Raw genomic sequence first — 23,029 nt, forward strand, 5'->3', positions numbered from 1 at the left:
CCTATTGGGATATAGCGATGCAACGTGGTTGCGCGCTAAGGCTGTTGTGCCAGCCGTCTTTGCACGATAAGGGTTAATCCAAGCGTGAAGTTCCATGCCGCGCCGATGGCATTGGGTAATCATCCATCTGAGCGGGTCCCTGTAAGGCATGGGAGCTCTCCCTTGAACGCCCGTTAGGAAACGACTCCACGGCTCGATTTTGCTTTCGTAGAGCGCGTCGCACTCTGGCCGAACCTGAAAGATGATGGCGTTAACACCATCGCGTTGCAGTTCATCGAGTTGCTGTCTAAGCGTTTGTTGCATGGCTGCGGTGCTCATCCCTGTGAACTGTCCGTTTACCGTTTGTATCCATGCTCCCCTGAATTCTCGTTTGCTGTGGAGCGAGGCAGCACTAAGTTGGGGTGCGCCTGCAAACAACATGGTAGCCAAAAGTGTGGCTATCATCATTAGTCTTTTCATTTCCTGTTATTGTTTTCGTGCAAAATTAGTCAAAACACATGTAATAACCGCCGTTTGAAATATAATATTATTTAAGTTGGTGAGTTATTGAGTTGGTGAGTTTACAAGTTCGCGAGTTTTGGAATTTTATTGCATCGCTATTTCCAAAACAAGAGAGGTTGGCGAGTTACTCGGTTCGCAAGTTTTGGAGTCCTATTGCATCGCTACCCCAAACACAAGAGAGGTTGGTGAGTTGCTCGGTTGGTGAGTCGTTGGAACTTTATTTCATGCTACCAACAAACGTTTACAAACTTATAAATTTGGAAGTGTTCGAGAGTGGAAGAAGTAGCCAACAATTACGAAACAGTGGCGAAAGTCTGCGAGGTAGTGGCCGAAACGCGCCTATCCAAATGAAAGCTTGTTGAGTTTGTTTCGCAGTTCTTCGGCTTTCGAGCGTACAATGCTTAGCTTTATCTCGCAGGTGTTTTCGAAGTTGGTGGCAAGAATTCTTGCCTCCGACTCTTTTACCACACGCATCACGCCATTCATCATTACATAAGGAAAGGCAAACGAAACCGTTTCTTCTACCAGCCTGCTTACCATTGGGGCGTTATCGATAGCCAAGGCGGCCGCGGTGCGATAAGCCACGATTAGCCCGCCCGTACCCAGGTTTACACCGCCATAATAGCGAACCACCACCACGAGGATGTTGGTTAGTTCGTGGCTGTTTATCTGCCCAAGGATGGGTTTCCCTGCCGTGCTGCTGGGTTCGCCATCATCGTTAGCCCTAAATTCTTGCCGTTCAGGGCCTAACATATAGGCGTAACAGACGTGTCGAGCATCGTAATGTTGCTTGCGATAGGCGGCTAGCAGATCTTTTATTTGCTCAACCGAGTCAACAGGGTGGGCATAAGCCAAGAACTTACTCCGTTTCTCAGTGTAAACGCCTTGCCCTATGTCGTCAATGGTTTTGTATTCGTCGTTCATCCTTCTATATATAAATAGGTGTGCCCCATGCCGAAGGATGGGGGTGTCTTGCAAAGTTAACACAAAAAGAACGATAAGGCGAAAGAAATTGTTCTTTTTCATTCCTCGAAAAGTGCGTTTTCTCGCCATGACAATGTTCGAGCAAGCTAGACGTTGTTCATTTGGCTTAACGAAAACGTTCTTTTCTCGTTCCTCGAAAAGTGCGTTTTCTCGCCATGACAATGTTCGAGCAAGCTCGACGTTGTTCATTTGGCTTAACGAAAACGTTAATTTTGTTTAGGCGGTTATGGGGCAACGGGTAAATTAACATGGGTAAGTATGCAGCAAGCTTATCAACTATCGGGGGTGTGGGGCTATGCAAGGCACGTATGTTCGTTCACACAAAAGCTTATAGGCTTATCAATTGGGAAAAGCCGAAAGAAAAAGTTACACGTCCCAGAATTCGGAAACTGAAGTAGCCTTTACTTTTATAGTCAAACATAATTGCTTTTGGAAAATTGTTGTTATAGGTTTGCTTACGATGCACCTATGGCTTTCCATATCTAATTTTGCTTGGCTATAATATTTCTATAAATTGAGAGGAGTTTATGACCTTTGTGATGCGATAATAAACCAAGATAAACTTTTCTCTCACGTGCGAAGTACTTTACAAAGGCACTGTAATCTTTGAAATTCTGCCCCCTTTATCAGTGGCAAAATGTGGTTATGCCTTGAAAAAGGAATGAACTCATAAACTCACCTAAAAGGAGTGACGGGGTTAAAGGGTTAAGCCAAATGACTTATACGGAGTGGACGACAATCTTTGTCAACTCGCAAACTCGTAAACTCCCCACGCCAACTCATAAACTCACGAACCAATACGCTCGACTACTCGTTAACCCTTCAACGCGTCAACAGTAACTATTCAGCAATAATGAACGTTGGTTATCAAGAACTTATAAACGTAATGTTGTGATAAAAAGACTCGAAATGACATTACTTTACCAGGTCTTGCATGTGCCTGCCTGTGTAACTTGTTGATAATCAATAATGGCTTATACGCTTCATTGCTGAATGGTTACTCGTCAACTTGAAACTTGGTACTTGGAAATCGTCAACTTGAAAACTTGGAAATCGTCAACTTTTCAGTATAAATTTTAACATTATGAGTGCCCTTCTCGTTCACCAATCGCCAACCATGCCGCAAAAAATCGATTCTCGCGGAGGTTTGTTTTGATGCAAAAAGGGGGTAGCTTGTGAATGGCGTAAAATGAATATTTATTTTATAAAACAGCAATTTTCACCGTTTTTTGGGCTATTTGTGGCAAAATGTAGTGCAATATGCCGCTAAATGCAGTGCGTTTCGGTGCAAAATGCAGTGTGTTTTGGTGCAAAACGCAAGGTAAAATGCTGCAAAATGCAGTGCAAAATGGCGCAAAATGCAAGAAGATGTGCATAAAAATTCAGTGTCATGGCACAGAAAAAACCTCCTCGAACCATGAAACACATGGCAAAAAAGGGCAAAATGGTCGTTAAAAAGTGGGTTTTTAGGGGGTAAAATGCTGGGGTTGGGACTTGAAAAATTGCGAGCCAGCAACCAAACTAGAAAGCTAAAATGGTGCAAAATGCAGGTTTTGTCCTTAAAGGTGGACATGATAAAAGGTGCGGAAGGTTGGAAATAGTAGTAATTTACCTACTTTTTAACCTATATTTTCGCTAGAACGGAGTGAAAATTAGAGAGGCATTGTAAAATAAAAGATAATAATTTAAACTTTTGAGTTTATCAGTTTTTGAGCTTGTAAGTATCTAAGTTTGTTCGTTTATAAGTTTGTGAGTTTTTGAGATTGTACATTGATGAGCTGATGTTTTCGGGAGTAGCTGGGTTTTCAGGAGTTTATAAGCCAGTGATTTGATTTGTTCTGCACTTCGTATATGAGAGGAGTGTTTGTTTTGTGTTGACATCACAAAGACAACAAAATTCTCTCAATTTATAGAAATATAAAAGGTCAAGACGATTTCACTTACAAACTTAGAAACTTATAACTCAAAAACTTACAAACTTATAAACTCAGAGACTTACAAACTCAAAAACTTAAATTTCACCAATAAGCAAGCCAATACAAGCTATTTTCAACTCTCGGTTCGGCATGCCTTATAGACGAACGAGGCTTGGCTGACCTAAAACCAAGCTCCAAAAATAGCAATAAAAAAAGCCGCGGGCAGCTTTCTACGCACAATAGCGCACTCCAAAAGCATGCCCGACGGCCTTGATATGAGGGTATGTTAATCGCTCAACTTGTGTATTACAAGCCCCGAACGCAGTTTTGGTTCGAACCAAGTGGCCTTCGGTGGCATAATCTTTCCGCTGTCGGCGATGTCCATAATCTGTTGCATCGACACGGGATAGAGGGCCAAAGCCATCTTCATTTCACCGCTATCTACGCGTTCTTTCAGTTCGTTTAGGCCACGAATGCCACCCACGAAGTCGATACGCTTATCGGTGCGAAGGTCTTTAATACCCAAAATCTCATCGAGAATCAGTCTACTAGATATGTCGACATCAAGCACACCGATGGGGTCGGCATCGTTGTAAGTGCCCTGCTTGGCCGTAAGGCTATACCATTCGCCATCGAGATAGAGCGAGAAATTGTGCAACCCAGTGGGATGATACATTTCTTTGCCCTTCTTTTGCACGTCGAAATTCTTTTCCAGTTTCTCCAAGAACTGGGCAGAAGTAAGTCCGTTGAGGTCTTTCACCACGCGGTTATAGTCTAGGATGGTGAGTTGCGATGCTTGAAAACAAACGGCCATGAAGTAATTATACTCCTCGTCGCCCTTGTGGTTGGGGTTGTTTTTGGCCTTTTCGGCACCAACCAATGCGGCAGCGGCCGAGCGATGGTGACCATCGGCGATGTAAAGAGCAGGCATTTTAGCAAACTCCTTTGTGATAACGTCGATGTCGTTAGCATCGGAAATAACCCAAAATTGGTGTCCGAAACCGTCGATAGGCGCAATGAAGTCGTACTCAGGTGCGTTGTTCTTAACGTACTTGTTAATCAGTTCGTCAAGCACCTTGTTGTCTGGATAGGCAAAGAACACCGGTTCGATGTTGGCATCGTTCACGCGGACGTGTTTCATACGGTCCTCTTCCTTGTCCTTGCGCGTCAGTTCGTGTTTCTTGATGGTTCCGTTTAGGTAGTCCTCAACGAAAGCACCCACCACTAAACCATACTGCGTTTTGCCGTTCATGGTTTGCGCATAGATGTAATAAGCCGGCTTTTCGTCTTGTACAAGCCATCCCTTGTCTTGGAATTTCTTGAAGTTACGTGCAGCTTGCTCATAAACTTTGGGGTCGTACTCCGATGTGTCGGGCGAGAAATCAATCTCAGGCTTGATGATATGGTACAAGCTCATCTCGTTATCTCCGGCCTCTGCACGAGCCTCTTCGGAGCTTAGCACGTCGTAGGGACGCGATTCCACCTTCTCAACCAGTTCTTTGGGTGGGCGGATGCCTTTAAATGGTCTTATCGTTGCCATAGTCTGTGTTACTACTTATTTACTTGGAACTTGGTGCATCCATCAGCGAAGTATGCGTTAATTTGCTTAGCTGCGGCCAATCCAGCATTGAAGTTGGCCTCTGCTGTCTGTGCGCCCATCTTCTTAGGCGTGCTAAAATATCTGCCTTCCAGCTTAGCGAAGTCGGCATCGGCATCGGGTTTGATGTCGGTAACGAACTTCAAGTCTTCGCGTTCGGCCATGAGTTTGAGCAGTTCGGCCTCGTTAATCACTTCCTTGCGGGCAGTGTTAACCAATATGCCACCCTTGGGCAAGCGGTTAACGAGCGCATAGTTGATGCTCTGTTTTGTTTCGGGTGTAGCAGGGATGTGCAAGCTAACGATGTCGCATTGGTCGAACAAAGCCTCTTGATTGGCCACAGCGTGTACGCCAGCCTCTTCGATAACGTTGGCAGGACAGAAAGCGTCGTAGGCATAAACGTCCATACCGAAACCCTTAGCAATGCGAGCCACGTTGCGACCTACGTTTCCGAAAGCCAACAATCCCAGCTTTTTGCCGATAAGTTCTGAACCCGACTTGCCATTGAAGAACGCTCTAACGGCATAAACGAGCAAGCCAAGCACCAATTCGGCCACGGCATTGGCGTTTTGTCCAGGCGTGTTCTCCACAATGATACCCTTCTCTTTGGCGTACGCCGTATCGATGGAATCGTAGCCGGCACCAGCCCTAACGATGATTTTAAGTTTGGGAGCGGCATCCATTACGTCGGGCGTAATTTTGTCGGAACGCACAATCATGGCCTCAACATCTTTCACGGCATCGAGCAATTGTGCCTTCTCGGTATATTTTTCTAGCAAAACAAGTTCGTGTCCTGCCTTTTCTATCTCTTCTTTAATGGCTTTCACCGCATTGGCGGCAAAAGGTTTCTCAGTAGCAACAAGTACCTTCATAAGGAAAACTGTATATACTTAAGGTGAATAAATAAAGGTGGGTCGAGGCCTAAAACGAGGCACACGGCCCACCACTTGAATACGAAAAATCTATCTGCAAACTAAAGTTTAGCCTCGAATTCCTTCATGCAAGCCACCAAAGCCTCTGCGCCTTCGATGCTCATGGCATTGTAACAGCTTGCTCGGAAACCGCCAACGTCGCGGTGGCCCTTGATGCCTACCATACCCTTTTGCGTTGCAAACTCCATGAAAGGTTTCTCCAACTCGGCAAAGTCTTCGTTCATCACGAAACAGATGTTCATCAGCGAGCGGTCTTCTTCTTTCACCGTTCCACGGAAAAGGCGGTTGCGGTCTATTTCATCATAAATTATCTTGGCTCTTTCAATGGCCTTCTTGTCCATCGCCTCAACGCCGCCGCTCTTCTTAATCCAGCGTAGCGTTTCGAGTGCACAATAGATGGGAACAACAGGTGGCGTGTTAAACATCGAACCCTTATCAACATGCGTACGATAGTCGAGCATGGTTGGAATTTGGCGTGGGGCGCGTCCCAGTTTGTCGTTCTTCACGATGATAACGGTAACACCGGCCATTGCCAAGTTCTTTTGGGCACCGGCGTAGATGCAGTCGTACTTGGAAACGTCGACGGGACGGCTGAAGATGTCCGACGACATGTCGCCGATAAGTGGTATTGGCGAGTCTATTTCCTTGCGGATTTCCGTTCCGTAGATGGTGTTGTTGGTGGTAACGTGCAGGTAGTCGGCATCCGCGGGGATGTCAAAGTTCTTTGGGATATAAGTGAAATTGGCATCGGCCGATGTGGCAACTTCCACAACTTCGCCGTAAAGTTTAGCCTCTTTCATAGATTTCTTTGCCCATACGCCCGTATTAAGATAGGCAGCCTTCTTAATAAGGAAGTTGCAGGGCACTTGGGTAAACTGTAACGAAGCACCGCCACCGAGGAATATAACCGAATATCCTTCGGGAACGCTGAGCAATTCTTTAATTAAGGCAACGGCCTCGTCAACAACGGGCTGGAAATCCTTTGCCCTGTGGCTAATCTCCATGAGAGAAAGTCCAGAACCATTAAAGTCTAAAATCTGCTTCGCCGTGTTCTCGATAACTTCTCTAGGTAGGATTGAGGGGCCGGCATTAAAATTGTACTTCTTCATATTCGTTTATGTTTTTAGTAATATAGACATCCTTGTGCGTGTCCTAAGGCCTGCACGGGTTAGTGGCGTTGTGCATCCCTTCATGGCTTTTCGTTTTTCGCTTAGTGCCTTCTGCTTTTCCTTCACGTTGCATAGCTTGCTACGCCTCGTTGGGGAAATGAGCCAAGCTTGTTCAGCTAAAATCCAGCAACCCGTTGTAGGTGGCTTTTAGAACCCGCCTTTATCGTTAATTGGTAGTTGATGGTGCGAAGATAGTTTTTTTTGCTATTCCTGCCAAATTTTTTAGTGGATATTTTTCGTTTGCCATGCGCCTTCGTTGCGAATGATTTGTAATGAAATAAACCTTAGCTGTAAAATATGTTGCAAAAAGTAACGGAAAGAACGATTATCCAATAACGGCAATTTGTTGTTTGCGTATGTCAATTGTCTTTTTGACACTCTGTTTAAATTTGTAAAAAAGCGCGACGTGAAGCCTTTGTGTGGCTCTTCACCGCGCTTTTTCTCACTTTTAAGGTTGTGTTTTGCATGTGTTCAAGCACTAGAAACGCGACACGATTTCGCCAATATCCTTGCGAGGCGACGGCTTGGAAGGCGTGTTTGCAGGATAACCGATGGGCAGAATGGCCACGGGATGCCACTCCTTGCCTAGCGGGAAGGCCGCTTGCAACGCCGCAACATCGAAGTTACACACCCAGCAACTGCCCAAACCCACAGCCGTTGCAGCCAAGCAAAGGTGCTCAATGGCTATGGCTGCGTCAATGTCTGCATGGTTCTTGCCGTCCTCTTCGCGCACCCAAGCCCTGTCATCGGCTGCATATATAATAATGTATAGGGGTGCCGTTTTCAGCCAATCGCGGTTGTAGCACTGTTGCACCTTCTGCCTTGCCTCATCCGTTTGCGCCACCACGAAGTGCCACGGCTGCTTGTTGCAGGCCGAGGGTGCACGTTGGGCGCACGCCAAAAGATAGTTCACCTTGTCTTCTTCCACTACTTGTGCACTGAAAGCACGTGCAGAAAATCGTTCTTTTGCCAAATTCAGAAAGTCCATTCGCTTTATTTTTTTAAGGGTTCAACATGTTGTAGTGCGACAAAGTTAGCATTCTTTTGCGAGACGAAGGGCGATTTTACCACCGTTTTTTATGTTTTTCATGCACAGAAAGTGTGCAAACAACGCCTTTTCCAAGGCAAGTTTTTAGCCGGTCTGCCGAAATATCAGCACGATTTCCGCTCTTCTTCCTCGCCTTACTCTCCCATCAGCAACTTATGGTTTTCCAATCTCCTGCCGAAAAACACCACGTAAAGCAACACTTAGAGCCAAGGTTTGCGCCTTTGCAGAGAACATTTACAACCTGCCTTAAACCAGTTAGCCTCACCACGCGCGCCATTTTAAAAATAAAATTCCTAACTTTGTTGTCTTAATTAGATAATAGAAGATGATAGTTTGCATAGCCGAGAAACCCAGCGTTGCGCGCGACATTGCCTCTGTAATAGGCGCAACAACCCAGCGCGACGGGTACATGGAGGGCAACGGGTATCAAGTGACGTGGACCTTTGGCCACCTCTGCACCCTAAAAGAACCCAATGACTACACCGACAATTGGAAAAGGTGGAGTTTGGGCGCACTTCCCATGATACCCCAACGTTTCGGCATAAAGCTAATTGAAGACCGCGGAATCGAAAAACAGTTCCAAGTGATTGAACGGCTCATGCAAAACGCCGACGAGATTGTGAACTGCGGCGATGCCGGGCAAGAAGGCGAGCTGATACAAAGGTGGGTGATGCAGAAGGCGCAAGCCAAATGCCCTGTTAAGCGATTGTGGATTTCGTCGCTCACAGAGGAGGCCATACGCCAGGGCTTTGCTAACCTTAAAGACCAAAGCGAATACCAACCGCTATACCTAGCAGGACTTAGCCGTGCCATTGGCGATTGGATTTTAGGAATGAACGCCACGCGCCTGTACACCTTGAAGTATGGGCAAAACCGTCAGGTGCTAAGCATCGGGCGCGTACAAACCCCCACTCTCGCCCTCATTGTTAACAGGCAAAAAGAGATAGACAACTTTAAACCCGAAGCCTATTGGGTGCTTTCAACCATCTATCGCGACACGCTGTTTACGGCCACCAAGGGCAAGTTCACCAACAAGGAAGAGGGCGAACGCGCCTTTGCCACCATCGCCGACAAAGATTTTGAGATAACGGGCGTTGTGAAGAAGAAAGGAACGGAGGCTCCGCCCCACCTCTTCGACCTCACTTCGCTGCAAGTGGAGTGCAACCGCAAGTTCGGCTACTCGGCCGAAACCACGCTAAACCTCATACAAAGCCTCTACGAAAAGAAACTTACCACCTATCCGCGTGTAGATACGCAATATCTTAGCGACGACATCTACCCCAAATGTCCCCTTATATTAAAAGGTGTGCGCGGCTACGAAACCTTCACTCAGCCGCTATTAGGCAAGGCTTTGAACAAAAGCAAGAAGGTTTTCGACTCGTCGAAGGTTACCGACCACCATGCCATCATCCCTACGGGCGTTCCGGCAGGCGCACTTTCGGATATGGAAAACAACGTGTACGACCTCGTTACGCGGCGTTTCATCTCCGTGTTCTATCCCGATTGCAAATTTTCTACCACCACCGTGACGGGCGAAGTAGACGACATTGAGCTGAAAGCCACGGGCAAAGAGATATTGGAACAGGGCTGGCGCGTGCTTTACGCCAAAGAAACAAACAACAACAACGATGACGATTCGGCCAAACAAACGGCCGAAGAACGCACATTACCCACCTTTACCAAGGGCGAAAAGGGTCCGCACACGCCCACGTTGAGCGAAAAGTGGACCGTTCCGCCTAAGTTCTACACCGAGGCAACGCTTTTGCGCGCTATGGAAACGGCTGGTAAATTCGTTGACGACGAAGAATTGCGCAGTGCACTGAAAGAAAACGGCATCGGCCGCCCCTCTTCGCGCGCTGGCATCATCGAGACTTTGTTTAAGCGCCACTACATCCGTCGCGAGCGAAAAAACCTTTTGCCCACGCCAACGGGTATCGAGTTGATTGGCATTATTCGCGAAGAACTGCTGAAAAGTTGCGAACTAACAGGCATTTGGGAAAAGAAACTGCGCGACATCGAGCACCGCAACTACGATGCACAGCAGTTTGTTAACGAACTGAAAGCGCAGATAACCCAAATCGTTAACGAGGTGTTGGCCGACAACTCCAACCGCCACATCACCATCACCACCGAAGACGACCTCAAGAAAACCATCGCCAAGAAGAAGGCATCCGCACCAAAAGCCAAAACGCAAGCCAACCCAAAGGCCAAGGCGCAGAACGCAACAAAGGCCTCGGCCACGCCCGAACCAACCGCACCGCAAACCCTCCAAGCCAACGACAGCATTGTGGGTAAGCCCTGTCCGCAATGCAAGCAAGGAGTTATCATCAAGGGCAAAGGGGCTTACGGATGCAGCAATTGGAAGGCAGGTTGCACATTCCGCTTGCCTTTCAGCGAGGTGTAGACACGAATGCCACTGCGTTTTGCCAACACTTTGGTATGCTTTCAAACTTTCAATGCGCAGCCACAACACCACAAATTATTGTTAAAGACCATCGTCTTTGTAAACTTTTTCGGCTCTTTTGGTGTCTAATTGGCAACAAAACGCACTTTTCGAGCAACGATAAAACGCTTTGTTAAACAGTAGGCCTATGGCGAAACAGGCACACCACCCGCTCAATTCGTCAACTTGCCAACACATAAATTCGTAAACTCGTGAACTTGTCAATTCGTCAACTCGTAAACCCATCAACTATTCATACAATGAAGAAATGGACCCTAAGCCTAGGCATACTCTTTGCCTTGCCCACCATGCTCTTTGCCCAAACCCACCAATGGACATTGAAAGACTGCATAAGCCACGCCATGCAGCACAACATCAGTCTGCAAAAGCAACGCATTGCCGTTAAGTCGGCCGAAGAAGAGATGCTGCACAGCAAGGCCGAGCTGTTGCCTTCGGTATCGGCCTCCACATCGCAAAACGTAAACTATCGGCCGTGGCCCGAAACAGGAGCGGCGCGAGTAGCCAACGGCTCGGTACAATCGAGTGTCGACAAGGTGTTCTATAACGGCACATACGTTATCAATGCCCAATGGACGTTGTGGAACGGAAACCGCAACCGCAACACCATTGCACTTAACCAGCTGCAAATGAACAAAGCCGAGGCCGAGGCTATGGTATCGGCTGCCACCATACAAGAACGCATTGCGCAACTCTACGTACAGATTTTATATTCGGCAGAGGCCATCAATGTAAGCAAGCAGGCCTTAGAAACGAGTGCGCGAAACGAGGAACGAGGAAAAGAGATGCTGAACGTGGGGAAGATGAGCAAAGCCGACTTAGCACAACTCACCGCACAGCGAGCGCAAGAAGAATACAACGTTCTTTCGGCACAGAGCACATTGGCCGACTTTAAACGCCAGCTTAAACAGCTTTTACAAATCACCGACAGTGCACCTTTCGAAGTGGCAGTGCCTGCTACCACCGACGACATGGCACTACAACCCATTCCTTCGGTTAGCGAGGTGTATACCCAAGCCATCAGTTGGCGACCCGAATTAAAGGCTGCACAGCTAGCCATCAACGGTGCCGAAACAAGCATAAAGGTGGCCAAGGCACAAAATCTGCCCACGCTAAGCCTTGGGGCAAGCATGGGAACGAACACCACCTCGATGAGCAACAATGCCTGGGGCACGCAAATAAAAACCAATTTCGACATGGGTGCGGGCCTTACCCTAAGCATTCCGCTCCTTGACAACCGCGCCAAACGCACGGCCGTTAACAGAGCGCAGTTCCAAAAGCAGAGTTCGATGCTCGAATTGCAAGATAAGCAAACGGCCCTTTATTCTAATATCGAGGAATGTTGGTTGCAAGCCACCAACAACCAGAACAAATACAAGGCGGCAAAGGTGAGTGTGGAAAGCGCACAACAAAGCTACGACTTGCTGAACGAGCAGTTCAACCTCGGACTAAAAAACATTATCGAACTGATGACAGGTAAAAACAATCTTGTTACCGCTCAGCAAAACGAACTGCAAAGTAAGTACATGGCCATTCTTAATATCCACCTGCTTAACTTTTATAAAACAGGGGAGATAAAGTAAAAGCAGGTTCTAAAAATTGCCTTTGCTGTATTTTTAGCTTTTAGCTGAGCAGGTTTTGCTTACTTCTTGAAGGAGCATAATGCATTATGCGACTGAAAGAGAAAGCAAAAGATGCCAGATAAAAGCAAAAAGACAGTGAAGAGCAATACAAGGAACAACGATTGAACCTTTGCGGGGAATTTTTAGAACATGCCTAAAGGCAGATTGGACACTTACTGCTGGCGCATTACAGAGGGCTTGTTAACTTGTCACCTTGTTTACTCGTTAACCTGTTTACTTGTCTACTCGTTAACTTGTAAATTCGTTAACTTGTAAACTTGTAAACTCGTAAACTTACCTACTCACCACCTCATGCTTTGTCCGTTTTTCAGCATAAATTTTAACACTATGAGTGCCATTTTTATCCACCAGCCGCTCACCCTACCGCAAAAAATCGATTCTCGCGAGGGTTGGTTTTGGTGCAAAAAGGGGCAGCATGTGAATGCAGGCAAAATGAATATTTATTTCAAAACACCATCCTTTGCACCCATTTCGGGGCTATTTGCCGCTAAATGTAGTGCGTTTTGCCGCTAAATGTAGTGCAATATGCCGCTAAACGCAGTGCGTTTTGCTGCTAAACGCAAGGCATTTTGGTGCTAAACGCAAGGTAAAATGGTGCTAAACGCAGTGCAAAGTGCTGCTAAATGCAAGACGAAAAGCATAAACATCCACAACAATTGTATAAACAAACCCTTTTTGAACCATGAAAAACATGGCAAAAAAGGGAAAAACAACCATTAAAAAGTGGGGTTTTAGGGGCTAAATACAGCTTTTTGGGGTTGAAAAAACACAAGCCGGCAACCAAACTAGAAAGGCAAAGTGGTGCAAAATGCAGATAATATGCCCAAAAAACGGACAGAAAAAGAAACGATTAAGGCTGAAAACAACACTTTTTTGCTTGCTTTTGAACCTTTTTCTCGCTAGAATGGTGTGGCGAACGGCACCTATTTTGTAAAATTTATTATAAGATTTTAAGCTTGTGAGGGTGTAAGTTGGTGAGTTTATTAGTTTTGAGTTTATGAGGCTGTAAGTTGGCGAGTTTATAAGTTTTGAGTTTATGAGGCTGTAAGTTGGTGAGGGTTTGAGTTTATGAGGTTGTAAGTTGGCGAGTTTATAAGTTTTTGAGTTTATGAGTTTCGGTGTTAGTAAGTTCATGAACTAACCTAATCGTAAACTAACAAACTTATTAACTCACGAATTAACTAATACCGAAACTCAAAAACTTACACCCTCACAACCTCATAAACTCAAACCCTCACCAACTTACAGCCTCATAAACTCACCAACTTACAAACTCATAAACTTACAAACTCATAAACTCACCAACTTACAAACTTATAAACTTACAAACTCATAAACTCACCAACTTACAAACTCAAAAACTAATCAGCTCACAAACTTAAAACCTCACGTTCTATCCCATTTTTTTGTATATTTGCAGTGATTTTAAAACGTTATGTCAATGGAAACCATGCCTGCGGCACGTCCGTTAGAAACCTCTGTACCCACTCGCGCTGCTGGTCAGCGCAACGTTTTGTCGTTAGCCCTCGCGCCCATGCCCCTTTTGCAAGTGGCATTTGTGGGAGTGGGTGCACGTGGACAAATGGCCGTTACGCGATGGTGCCACATCCCAAACGTGCAGATTGTAGCCGTGTGCGACGTGTCTAGGCAAGCCGCAGAAGAGGCTGCGCAACACGTTGAACAGCTAGGCCAGCCACGTCCCACCGCATATTGGGGCGAAAACGCTTATCAACAGCTATGCCAACAACAGGGCCTGAACCTCGTTTATGTGTGTACCGACTGGCTTTCGCACGTGCCGATAGCCCTCCATGCCATGCACTGCGGCAAATGTGTGGCCGTGGAAGTGCCTGCCGCCTTAACTCTCGACGACATTTGGCAATTGGTAGACACAGCCGAACGCACACAACAACACTGCATGATGCTTGAAAACGCTGTGTACGACCATTTTGAAATGGCCGTGCGCGAAATGGCTCGTGAGGGTCTGTTCGGCGAGGTGGTGCATGTTGAAGGCGGTTATGCACATCCCATTGGGCATCGTTGGACACCCTGGCGCATGGAATATAACCGCCTTACCTGTGGCGACGTCTATCCCACACACAGCATCGGGCCTGCCTGTCAGCTGCTAGACATCCACCGCACCGACCACCTACACTACCTCACCGCCATGCACACCGACCCCATTTTGGGCAAGGAAGTATATAAAGAGGTGATGGGGAAAGCCTGCGACAGCTTTGCCAACGGCGACCAAACCTCTACCATGATACGCACCATGAAGGGCAAAACAATCCTTATTCAGCATAACGTGATGACACCGCGGCCATATAGCCGCATGTTTCAAGTGGTTGGCACACAGGGATATGTTGCCAAATATCCCACCCCCGAAGTACTACTTAGCCCCAATGCAGCCGCTAAAATGGGTTTTGATATTGCCGAAGACAACACGCCTTTGAGCACTTTGCAAATAGAAACGTTGCTCAATCGCTATACCCCACCCTTTTCGGCTCAAACTATTAGTATGGCCAAGCAGCTCGACTCGCGCGGCGGCATGTCTTATTTTATGGACTTACGCCTGGCCCAATGCCTGCAACAAGGCTTGCCACTAGACATGGACGTGTACGACTTAGCGGAGTGGTGTTGCATTGTCGAACTCTCAAAACTATCTATCGAGCATGGGTCGATGCCCGTAATGATACCCGATTTCACACGCCGCAATGTCTTGCGGTAAACCAATGGGCAAGGTTTCCTCCCGCTCACGGCCTAACGCCATCCCCTTTCCGCCTACCCAACCCCAACCATAATCTCTTAAATCCTACATAAAGACTGTTTTGGCTTTTTATGTTTCTAAAATCCGCAAAGTTGCTTAAACGTTAACTTATGTCGGCCTGAACCCATCTCCTTCTTTTTTTGTAACATATTCTATTCTACTTAGCTTGTTTTTGGAGCTAAGACACACAGTTTTCCCTTACCCCATGTGGCGTGTTGGAGGGCTACGCAAACATAACCTGAAAAGAGGTGTGCTTATCCGAAACCGTTGTTGAAAATGGTTGCATAGACTGGCTAGGTGGTGTAGACGTTTAGGACTTGCCGACGTGCCGCCCTTTTCCATTTGGCAGGAACTGAGACCAGTTTGAAGATGAAGTTTTTGATTCTGCTTTTTTCTTCAGGCCGAAACACTTGATGTAGGCATCACTCATAAGTAACTTGTAGAGGTTTCTTATGAGCACCGTCATAATTAAGAAAACGGTATTCTCTGCCATGAAGGATTTGGGTAGATGCCGCCAGCCAAAGCCGTTGTTGAGTTCATCGAAGAAGCGTTCACTGCTCCCCCTTTGGTTGTAGAAGTGCACAACGTCTAAGAGGCTCATCTCGTAATCGTTGGTCGTGATGCAGCGGTAAGTATATTTTCCCTCCAAAGGCCAAGGCTGCCATATACACACTTCTGTCGTTAATACTCCTCCAAAAGCAGTGAAATTATCAGATTTTATTTGTACTTTTGCCATTGTCTGTTGCTTGGTTTAACACTTTTGATTTCAGCACTAAGTGAAGTGAATTTTGCAACAAGACAAAACACTGAGCAACTTTTGTTGTTCAGGCACTTATATTAATACTTAGGTTGAAATGTTGCGGAATTAAGGATGTAGTTTTTCCACAAGATGTATGTTAAAGCATTGCAGATTGAGACCTATGTATGAAGGTCGTGGTTTTTATGACCCCGTTTCATTTTGTCATCTAAATACAAATTCGCATGATGAATAAATTTTTGGGAGTGTTGTTTCTATTTGTGCTGTTCTCCTTCCCAACATTAGCTCAAAGTATATCTGGAGTTGTGCTGGCCAAGGATAACAAGGATGCCGTTGGGTACGCAACGGTCAGTTTAATAACAAGAGATAGCACTTATATAAATGCTACTGTAGCCACGGAGGATGGCAAGTTCACACTTGACACTAAAGGATGTACAGATTGCTTGTTAAAAATAATTGCGCTTGGATATAAGCCGTCCACTTTTAGTTTAGACTCTCTTCGTACGACTTTTTTTATCGAAAAAGAAACGTATCAGCTCAAGGAGGTTGTTAAAAGAGCATCGCGACGCATTGTGAAGATGAACCGTTCGGGTAATCTTGAGGTAAATGTGGCCGGAACACATCTTGCTAACCGAAACAACATCAAAGAACTATTGCTTTCTGTGCCTGGTGTTGTAGAGAGGGACGGTAATATCATAACAATAAGTGGAGCGGCACCATTGTATGTTGTCAATGGCAGAAAAGTACAGTCTTATGCCGAGATAGCGACACTGAGCGTAAAGGACATAAGGAACATTGCTGTAAACAATAACCCTGGGGTTGAATATGGGGGCAACGTGAAAGCCGTTATCATGATTACGACATCAGCTCCCCTTGATAGATTAACTCTCAACACACAGGCAACAGTAAGAAAGAGCAGGGCTTGGTCACATAATGAGTACCTGAATGCTATCTATGCCTTCAAAGATGTTACACTTTATGGAACATTGCAATATGCAAGCTACAAGAAAAAGAGTTTTCAAGACATTGCCTTTTCGTCCATAGACAATACATCTGTGCCTTTATTCCTTAGCCATACTAATCTGTTATCATATCCGAGTGATATACGGAAGTTAAATTATAACTTTGGCGTAGATTGGCAATTGACATCATCTCACAAACTGTCGCTTATGTTCGACGGATTTGTTTCAAGAATAAACGATACCGGCAACGCTACAAATGATGTAATCAATCGTTCAGAAAGCAAAGTGTCGTTTCATAGTCTTTCTAAACTCAATGATAAGTTGGACTACAAACATGTTGCCCTCAACTACAACTATACCGACAAGCAAGGATTGGCTTTTTCTTTGGCTGCCGACTATGCAGCAACGCATAGCAAGAGAACACAAAATACCGAAGAAGTATTCTCTAACTCCAACGAAGCGACAAACGTAGCGAACCGTGTAACGAACAATTTGTTTTCAATCAACCCACATTTTATCTATCCTCTCCATCAGAGATTGTCTGCCCAATTAGGCGGACAATTCGATTACATCACAAATGAGAATATATTAGAATATAGTCGCAGCAGGCAGAAACGAAACTCTGAAACTAAAGAGCTTATTTCTGCAGCTTATATGGGACTTACTTATCAAGGCAATCACTATCAGGCACAAATCGGTATGAGATACGAGAACACTCGTAACACCTTTCAGCAGAATACACAAAAAACGGAGCAAAACAGCAGCCAGATTTTGCCGTATGCGTCCTTGTCATTTTCATTAGGCAACACCGCTCACCAAATAAGTTTCAAGTATGATATGCAACGGCCACCCCTCGGATTTATCGGTGGATATAGCTATTATCTCAATCGTTATAAGTTTCAAGAAGGTAATCCGATGCTAAGACCACAGAGGAACAGCACACTTGATTACGCTCTGTCTTGTAATAACTTTTATTTCTCCGCCAAATATCAATACGTGAAGTCGCCAATAATGGCACTTTCTACATTGGTGTCGTCTTCCGATTATGATATGGTCAAAAGTTCGTGGTATAATCTGGAGAAACAACATAACATCACTGTTATGATGAATTACAGCAAGTCATTCGATTGGTACAAGCCATCTCTTACTTTAGCTTATATTCATCATATCAACTATCTTGCAACAAAGCATGAGCATACAGAGACACTCAGTCGGCCTGTGCCATATCTTCAAATGCAAAACACCTTGGTTCTCCCTTGGCTTGACGTTAATGTCAATTACGAATATACAGGGAAAGGCTATTTTAGAGTATTCCTGACCGAGGAAAGACATCTTCTAAACCTGTCCGTACAGAAAAGATTGTTACACGAAGCCCTGTCAGTCTCCCTGTATTGGAATGATGTGTTCAGACAAGACATCTCACGTTATGAAGTATACTATCAAGGGTTATTATTCAGACAGACGGAAGACCAAGATAGACAGATTGTAGGGTTGACTGTCTCCTATCGTTTCAACAACAAACAAAGAAACCAGAAGATAAAGAGCAGCGACCAACTTCTTCGCTTGTAGAATGTACGGGTATTTAATCGCACGATCATGGATTTTGTTAAACAGGAAGTTGCTGTGGACCGTCTTGTTTAGCGATGATTGCTAAACATTACGGAATACAGCCAAATATTGACGTAATACGTAAGAAATGTTCGCTTGGTAAGGCTGGTGTATCTTTACAAGTTGAAAGCGTCTTTCCAGTGGCACATAATGAAGAAAAAGTAAAGAGCACTTCTTCATGTTTTGTTCTTATGTCTTTTGTTCTTTTGTCTACATGGCCGTGTGTATTATGTCAAAACACGAAAGATGAACGTCTTCGTTAAGCCCAATGAACAATGTCGAGCTTGCTCGGACATTGTCATGGCGAGAAAACGCACTTTTCGAGGAACGAGAAAAGAACGGCGCATGACCGAAAGCGTGGGACATGCTTTTAGCGATAGTGCCGTTTTGCCTATGGGCATATTGTAATTGGGCATCATGAATTCCTAATAGCCGTCCTATTCTTCATATAGTCGTCTAATTTATACTTCTCCATTTCAACAATCCTGTAAATAAACACTTCATTGTTGATGACATATAAAATGGTATTCATGCCTTCTAATTCAGGGCAGAACAATAGATACTTCGGATGTTTACGCATTATTTTCCTAAAAACTTTTGGTGCATTCCTTCCAAGACGTCTTGAAAAAGTCCTATAACCATCCTCATGCCAACCATACTTTCCGTCATAGCAATATACGTATAACCGTCCTTTACATCTTTTGTCGAAATAAAAAAGATTAAAGGCCAGCCTGCCAGTATCAACTTGCAATATCTGCTTATCTTTCAGTTTTAAATTCAGAACGTAGAGTGGCATTCCTGATTTTACTTCATTTTCAAAACGTCTAATGGCTGGCCCATTCAGAATTTTATTTTTTTGAAGATATTTCAGATACATGCTATCAGCTCTATTGAACCACTGAGCGACCTTCATGCTGTCACTATCGGGGCTATACAATAATTTGTACGTTTCTTCTTCATTCTTTTCTAACGACTTTGCATAAGACAAGACGATTTTGTTGATGTAAGAAGCAGAGTCGAGCGCGCTGTAAGCACGCTCAACCTGTTCAATTAATGTCTGAGCATTTGAAATGTAGAAAAACAGACTGCCCATGATGAAAATTAAATATACCCTTTTCATATTTACTTTAATCCTCTTAAAAGAAAAAGCCACAAGTGTTATCAAGCATCAATGGGTAAACAACGGAACATATTCATACACCGTTTTACGTCTGAACCAGATACGCAGTGGTTTGCCGTCTTTCGCATTAACTGCTGGGGCATCCATCCATACGCTAAAACCCTTCTTTCTTGCTTGTTTCCCCTTAAAATACCAACGCAACCTTATCGCTCCGCTCGTCTTTATACCCTGTACGATAGCAGTAGAGTCTAGCTTTGTTATGTCTTGTTCGTGAACTATATCTAGACTTTCTATCATCGTGGGAGTCATCATGTTCCCCTCATTATCCGTAAAGCGAATGCTTTGTGGATAAATCGTGTATGGCTGACACACGTAGAATTTGGCTTCAACCTCCAACTCTGGGGAGTGTTTTATCCAAAACAGTAGGCATGTGGGAAAGGCAAAGGGAAAGAATAATGGCCCTGTTGAAATTGCTGCACCTGGTCCTCTTACATTAAGCATAATCGAATCTGGTGCGGTATCGCTGGTGTAAGCTATGTCGTTCACACCATTATAATCTGCCTTCTTCCATCCTTGCGTCTCCGTTATGTAATACGTAGTACGGTATATGCCCGCACACGAGGTAAGACATAGACAAATGAGTACTGAATGCGTAAAATAGAATCTTCGTCTCATATAAGTTACTTGTTTTTATATACAATCCACTGATACAAAGAATCAAAAATGATGTGTCTTAACGGATTCATTATTATATCCGTACCATCATAATGATAAGTGTAAGATGCTTGATTTGGTTTTGTTGTATTATTGTATCGCAAATGTAGCCTATTGAATTTATAGGTTTCTTGTAAAAGATCAAAATTTTGGCTTTTCTCGAAATTAACACTATACTTCGCGTTAGCTCTTTTGTAAATGTTTTTAATTGCATTCCATTTTTCTGCAGTCATGTCGGGTATCTCTAGTTGTTCAGCCTTTGCAAATGGAGATGACATCTGCTGCTCCTTAACATCTTTAGATAGGCCAAGATATTTTTCCACTTCTCTTTGTATTTCATTGCGTCTTACAGCATCCTTCACATAATCAGCTCCTTTACCTAGTGCCCAACCAAGAGTTGCACTTATTGCACCTGTCCCAAAACCACTCCAGAAGTCACCACCAGAGACAAGGGATGTTGCACCACCTATCAAACCACCAGCAGCAACGTTAGAAACACCTTCAAGCCAAATACTCTTCATGTTAATTCCAGATAGCGCATTTCCTACTAAGCCAGAGACGAAACCAATTAACGCGCCCCTACCAATATTGCCACCTGCCATGAGCGAGGACATCGCTCCCGTTACACTTCCCGCTACTCCGGCAGAGATTCCTCCAATAACACTTTGCGACAAAATAGCAGTTTTGGCTAGAGCTCCTGTAATGCCCATACCTACACCATAGCTTACAAGTGCAACGGCAGACATGACCAAGCTGCTTCCTATGTTCTTTAGTCCCCAATCTCCTTTCGTTATTCCCGTTGTAGCATAGTTTACAACAAAGGCTATAATTGCAGGTAAGAACCAAAACTCCCCATCCTTATCCACATACTTCAAAGGATTATTCAAACAATAACTATACCTGTTGAAGTTTTGCGTGAAGTCTGGCATTTGCACGTATGGGTCGGGACTTAAGAAACGACCTAATACGGGATCGTAAAGTCGGGCGTTCATGTTTATAAGGCCGAACCATGGCAGATATTCATGCCCTGTATATCCTCTGTCTAAAAGCAGTTTAGGTTCTTTACCCACAGCGTATAACTGATGCGTGTCAGGATTGCGTAAACGTCCCCACGCGTCATAGCTCAGTTCTTGTCTTAATGTGCCGTCTTCATTGATTATATGAGTGATGTTACCCAAATAGTCGCGCAAGATGTAGTATGTTGAGTCGACTCCAAAATCGTTGACGCATACGGCCAAGGCGTCGTAGGCATCGCCACCCAAATAGAAACGTTCCGTAAAGCTGTTATCTATCTCGTATCTTGCATCGATGTATTGTCTTGTTAATACCTCATCATTACCCTTACGTATCGTCATCTCAGCCCTGTCGCCCTCTGCATCATAACTGAACGAGGCCGAATAGCCGTTCTCCGTTATCTTGTCAGGACATTGGAAAGAATTATAGGTGATCTGCTGTTCACGGGTAGGCACATTATTCCCAATGGGCGTGAAAGCGGTAACCTGATAGGGCTTTGCTGCATTATCATAACCCATCACGCCCATTCCTGGCATTTCCAATACATTGCCATTGTCAGCATATTTCACTTGTTGCGTTCCGATTTGGCACAGGCGGTTTAGTTTATCATACCCAAATGTTTCGGTAATATTACGTCTGTTGTCCGTTCGGCTTAGCAAATTGCCCGTTTGCACATCAAAATTATAAGAAACGTCTTGCACCTTACCCGCGGTTTGCCTTGTGGGTAAGCCTATGTTGCTATAGCTATAAGTGCGTACCAGCGAGCCTGTGGCAATTTGTGTGGGCTGGCCTAAGTCGTTTTCTTCAATAAGTTTCCAAACGCTTCGGCGGTCATTAAACTTTACTTCTGTTTTATGCCCGTTTGTGTAGAGATAAGTTTCCTTCATTTCCACACCACTAGGGTTATTTAGCGAATTGTACTTTATGCTTGCAACATTTCCATCCTTGTATGTGAAACCAACGTCAATACCAGACGCGTCGTCTAAGGAATGGGCAACTCGCCCTAAAGCATCATAGCTATAAGATTTAGCTCTCCTGTCAGAATATTCTTCACGCTCTAACTGCCCATCCTTATTATACGTATATGATACGTTGAACTCGGGGCGGTTGATTTGAATGGTTCTGCCGTACTTATCTTTTATGGTAGTTACAGTTTTGCCTCGCGCATCTGTTGCGGTAGAAGTGCAAATACCTGAGTTATCATACTTTTCCGTAAAGGTTTGTTTGCCTGCGCTCGGGTCAGCAATAGCCGTTCGGCGACCGAATCCATCGTATTCGAAAGTGGTTACCACGTTGCCTGGCGCGGTTATCGCACTGGGTTGTCCGTCGGGGCGCAACGTGTAGGTAATGGTTCCGCCAGGGTCCTCCACCTTTATCAGTTCGCCAATGGCATCCGTTGTCTTGGTCGAGGCGATGCCTTCCTTCGTTTCGGTAACGCTCAGGCCGGCATAACTCCACGTAGCAGTCTTTCCCGAAGCTTCCGTTTGCTTTATGGGGCGGTCGTAGTTGTCATATTCGTAGGTGGTCCACAGCGTGGGCGCATCGCCCTTAAACGGCAAGGATGTCTTTGCAAGCCTGCCCTTATAGTCGTAGGCATTATCCACGAATTGCCACTTGCCGTCGAACCGCATGTTGCCCTTACGCACTTCGCGCTCCAATGCATCGTAATGCACAATGGTCTTGGGTTTGCCCGTAATGGTTTTGGCGATGGTGTACAGACCCTTTCCGCCCCATGCGGTGGTTGTGGTCGTCGTTATTCCATCGGGCGAAGTGGTGGAGACGGGTTTGCCCCACGCATCTGTAACAATGGTGGTTGTCCTGCCCTTATGGTCGGTTATG

General features: G+C 45.1%; 15 protein-coding genes and 2 pseudogenes. 7 read left to right on the forward strand and 10 right to left on the reverse strand.

Translation table 11 applies throughout. The features are described from left to right. Window positions 1–459: glycoside hydrolase family 10 protein (locus BN93_RS17690; protein ID WP_157462849.1), on the reverse strand; the 459-nt coding region annotated here is incomplete at its 3' end. 381 nt (window positions 460–840) lie between these two features. Beyond that, window positions 841–1,425 carry an IMPACT family protein gene (locus BN93_RS12020; RefSeq protein WP_044260717.1) on the reverse strand — a complete coding sequence of 195 codons (585 nt, stop codon included), beginning with the start codon at window positions 1,423–1,425 and terminating at the stop codon, window positions 841–843. A gap of 1,320 nt (window positions 1,426–2,745) precedes the next feature. Here BN93_RS12020 and BN93_RS18715 point away from each other — a divergent pair. Continuing rightward, window positions 2,746–2,940 carry a hypothetical protein gene (locus tag BN93_RS18715; protein ID WP_019188566.1) on the forward strand — a complete coding sequence of 65 codons (195 nt, stop codon included), beginning with the start codon at window positions 2,746–2,748 and terminating at the stop codon, window positions 2,938–2,940. 747 nt (window positions 2,941–3,687) lie between these two features. Here BN93_RS18715 and BN93_RS12030 read toward each other — a convergent pair. From BN93_RS12030 to BN93_RS12045, 4 genes are all read right to left on the reverse strand, one after another. Then, window positions 3,688–4,941 carry a DUF1015 domain-containing protein gene (locus tag BN93_RS12030; RefSeq protein WP_019188568.1) on the reverse strand — a complete coding sequence of 418 codons (1,254 nt, stop codon included), beginning with the start codon at window positions 4,939–4,941 and terminating at the stop codon, window positions 3,688–3,690. A gap of 11 nt (window positions 4,942–4,952) precedes the next feature. After that, on the reverse strand, window positions 4,953–5,870 hold the full coding sequence (locus tag BN93_RS12035) for an NAD(P)-dependent oxidoreductase (RefSeq protein WP_009229124.1): 918 nt from the start codon (window positions 5,868–5,870) through the stop codon (window positions 4,953–4,955). A 101-nt stretch (window positions 5,871–5,971) separates the two neighbouring features. Then, the gene (serC, locus tag BN93_RS12040; protein WP_044260674.1) at window positions 5,972–7,039 is read right to left on the reverse strand and encodes a 3-phosphoserine/phosphohydroxythreonine transaminase; all 1,068 of its coding nucleotides are present in this window, start codon (window positions 7,037–7,039) and stop codon (window positions 5,972–5,974) included. A gap of 538 nt (window positions 7,040–7,577) precedes the next feature. Continuing rightward, window positions 7,578–8,087: a nitroreductase family protein gene (locus tag BN93_RS12045; RefSeq protein WP_019188571.1), complete on the reverse strand. Its 510-nt coding sequence runs from the start codon at window positions 8,085–8,087 to the stop codon at window positions 7,578–7,580. 385 nt (window positions 8,088–8,472) lie between these two features. Between BN93_RS12045 and BN93_RS12050 the strand changes: the two genes are divergently transcribed. The 4 genes from BN93_RS12050 (at window position 8,473) to BN93_RS12065 (ending at window position 14,976) form a co-directional block, all read left to right on the forward strand. Continuing rightward, the gene (locus tag BN93_RS12050; protein WP_019188572.1) at window positions 8,473–10,551 is read left to right on the forward strand and encodes a DNA topoisomerase 3; all 2,079 of its coding nucleotides are present in this window, start codon (window positions 8,473–8,475) and stop codon (window positions 10,549–10,551) included. A 299-nt stretch (window positions 10,552–10,850) separates the two neighbouring features. Next, window positions 10,851–12,191, forward strand: coding sequence for a TolC family protein (locus BN93_RS12055; protein ID WP_019188573.1), 1,341 nt, complete (start codon window positions 10,851–10,853; stop codon window positions 12,189–12,191). Between the two features lie 387 nt (window positions 12,192–12,578). Next, window positions 12,579–12,764, forward strand: a complete 186-nt coding sequence (locus BN93_RS12060; protein WP_019188574.1) for a hypothetical protein — start codon at window positions 12,579–12,581, stop codon at window positions 12,762–12,764. 928 nt (window positions 12,765–13,692) lie between these two features. Beyond that, window positions 13,693–14,976 carry a Gfo/Idh/MocA family protein gene (locus tag BN93_RS12065; protein WP_019188576.1) on the forward strand — a complete coding sequence of 428 codons (1,284 nt, stop codon included), beginning with the start codon at window positions 13,693–13,695 and terminating at the stop codon, window positions 14,974–14,976. 332 nt (window positions 14,977–15,308) lie between these two features. Here the strand turns inward: BN93_RS12065 and BN93_RS12070 are convergent. Next, window positions 15,309–15,661: pseudogene (locus tag BN93_RS12070) on the reverse strand (transposase); the annotation flags it as partial. Window positions 15,662–15,996: 335 nt separating this feature from the next. On the opposite strand from BN93_RS12070, the gene BN93_RS12075 reads away from it, so the two are divergent. Continuing rightward, window positions 15,997–18,303 carry an outer membrane beta-barrel family protein gene (locus tag BN93_RS12075; RefSeq protein ID WP_019188577.1) on the forward strand — a complete coding sequence of 769 codons (2,307 nt, stop codon included), beginning with the start codon at window positions 15,997–15,999 and terminating at the stop codon, window positions 18,301–18,303. A 65-nt stretch (window positions 18,304–18,368) separates the two neighbouring features. After that, window positions 18,369–18,605: pseudogene (locus BN93_RS19085) on the forward strand (hypothetical protein); the annotation flags it as partial. Between the two features lie 152 nt (window positions 18,606–18,757). Here the strand turns inward: BN93_RS19085 and BN93_RS12080 are convergent. The 3 genes from BN93_RS12080 to BN93_RS18065 form a co-directional block, all read right to left on the reverse strand. Continuing rightward, complete coding sequence (locus tag BN93_RS12080; RefSeq protein WP_019188578.1) at window positions 18,758–19,462, reverse strand: hypothetical protein; 705 nt, start codon at window positions 19,460–19,462, stop codon at window positions 18,758–18,760. A gap of 48 nt (window positions 19,463–19,510) precedes the next feature. Beyond that, window positions 19,511–20,137 (reverse strand): hypothetical protein, encoded by a 627-nt coding sequence (locus BN93_RS12085; RefSeq protein WP_019188579.1) that lies wholly within the window; start codon window positions 20,135–20,137, stop codon window positions 19,511–19,513. Window positions 20,138–20,142: 5 nt separating this feature from the next. Then, on the reverse strand, window positions 20,143–23,029 hold a 2,887-nt coding region (locus tag BN93_RS18065; RefSeq protein ID WP_019188580.1), incomplete at its 5' end, for an RHS repeat-associated core domain-containing protein.

Origin of the sequence: Prevotella conceptionensis 9403948, assembly GCF_000312305.1 — a bacterium.
GTDB classification, from domain to species: Bacteria; Bacteroidota; Bacteroidia; order Bacteroidales; family Bacteroidaceae; genus Prevotella; species Prevotella conceptionensis.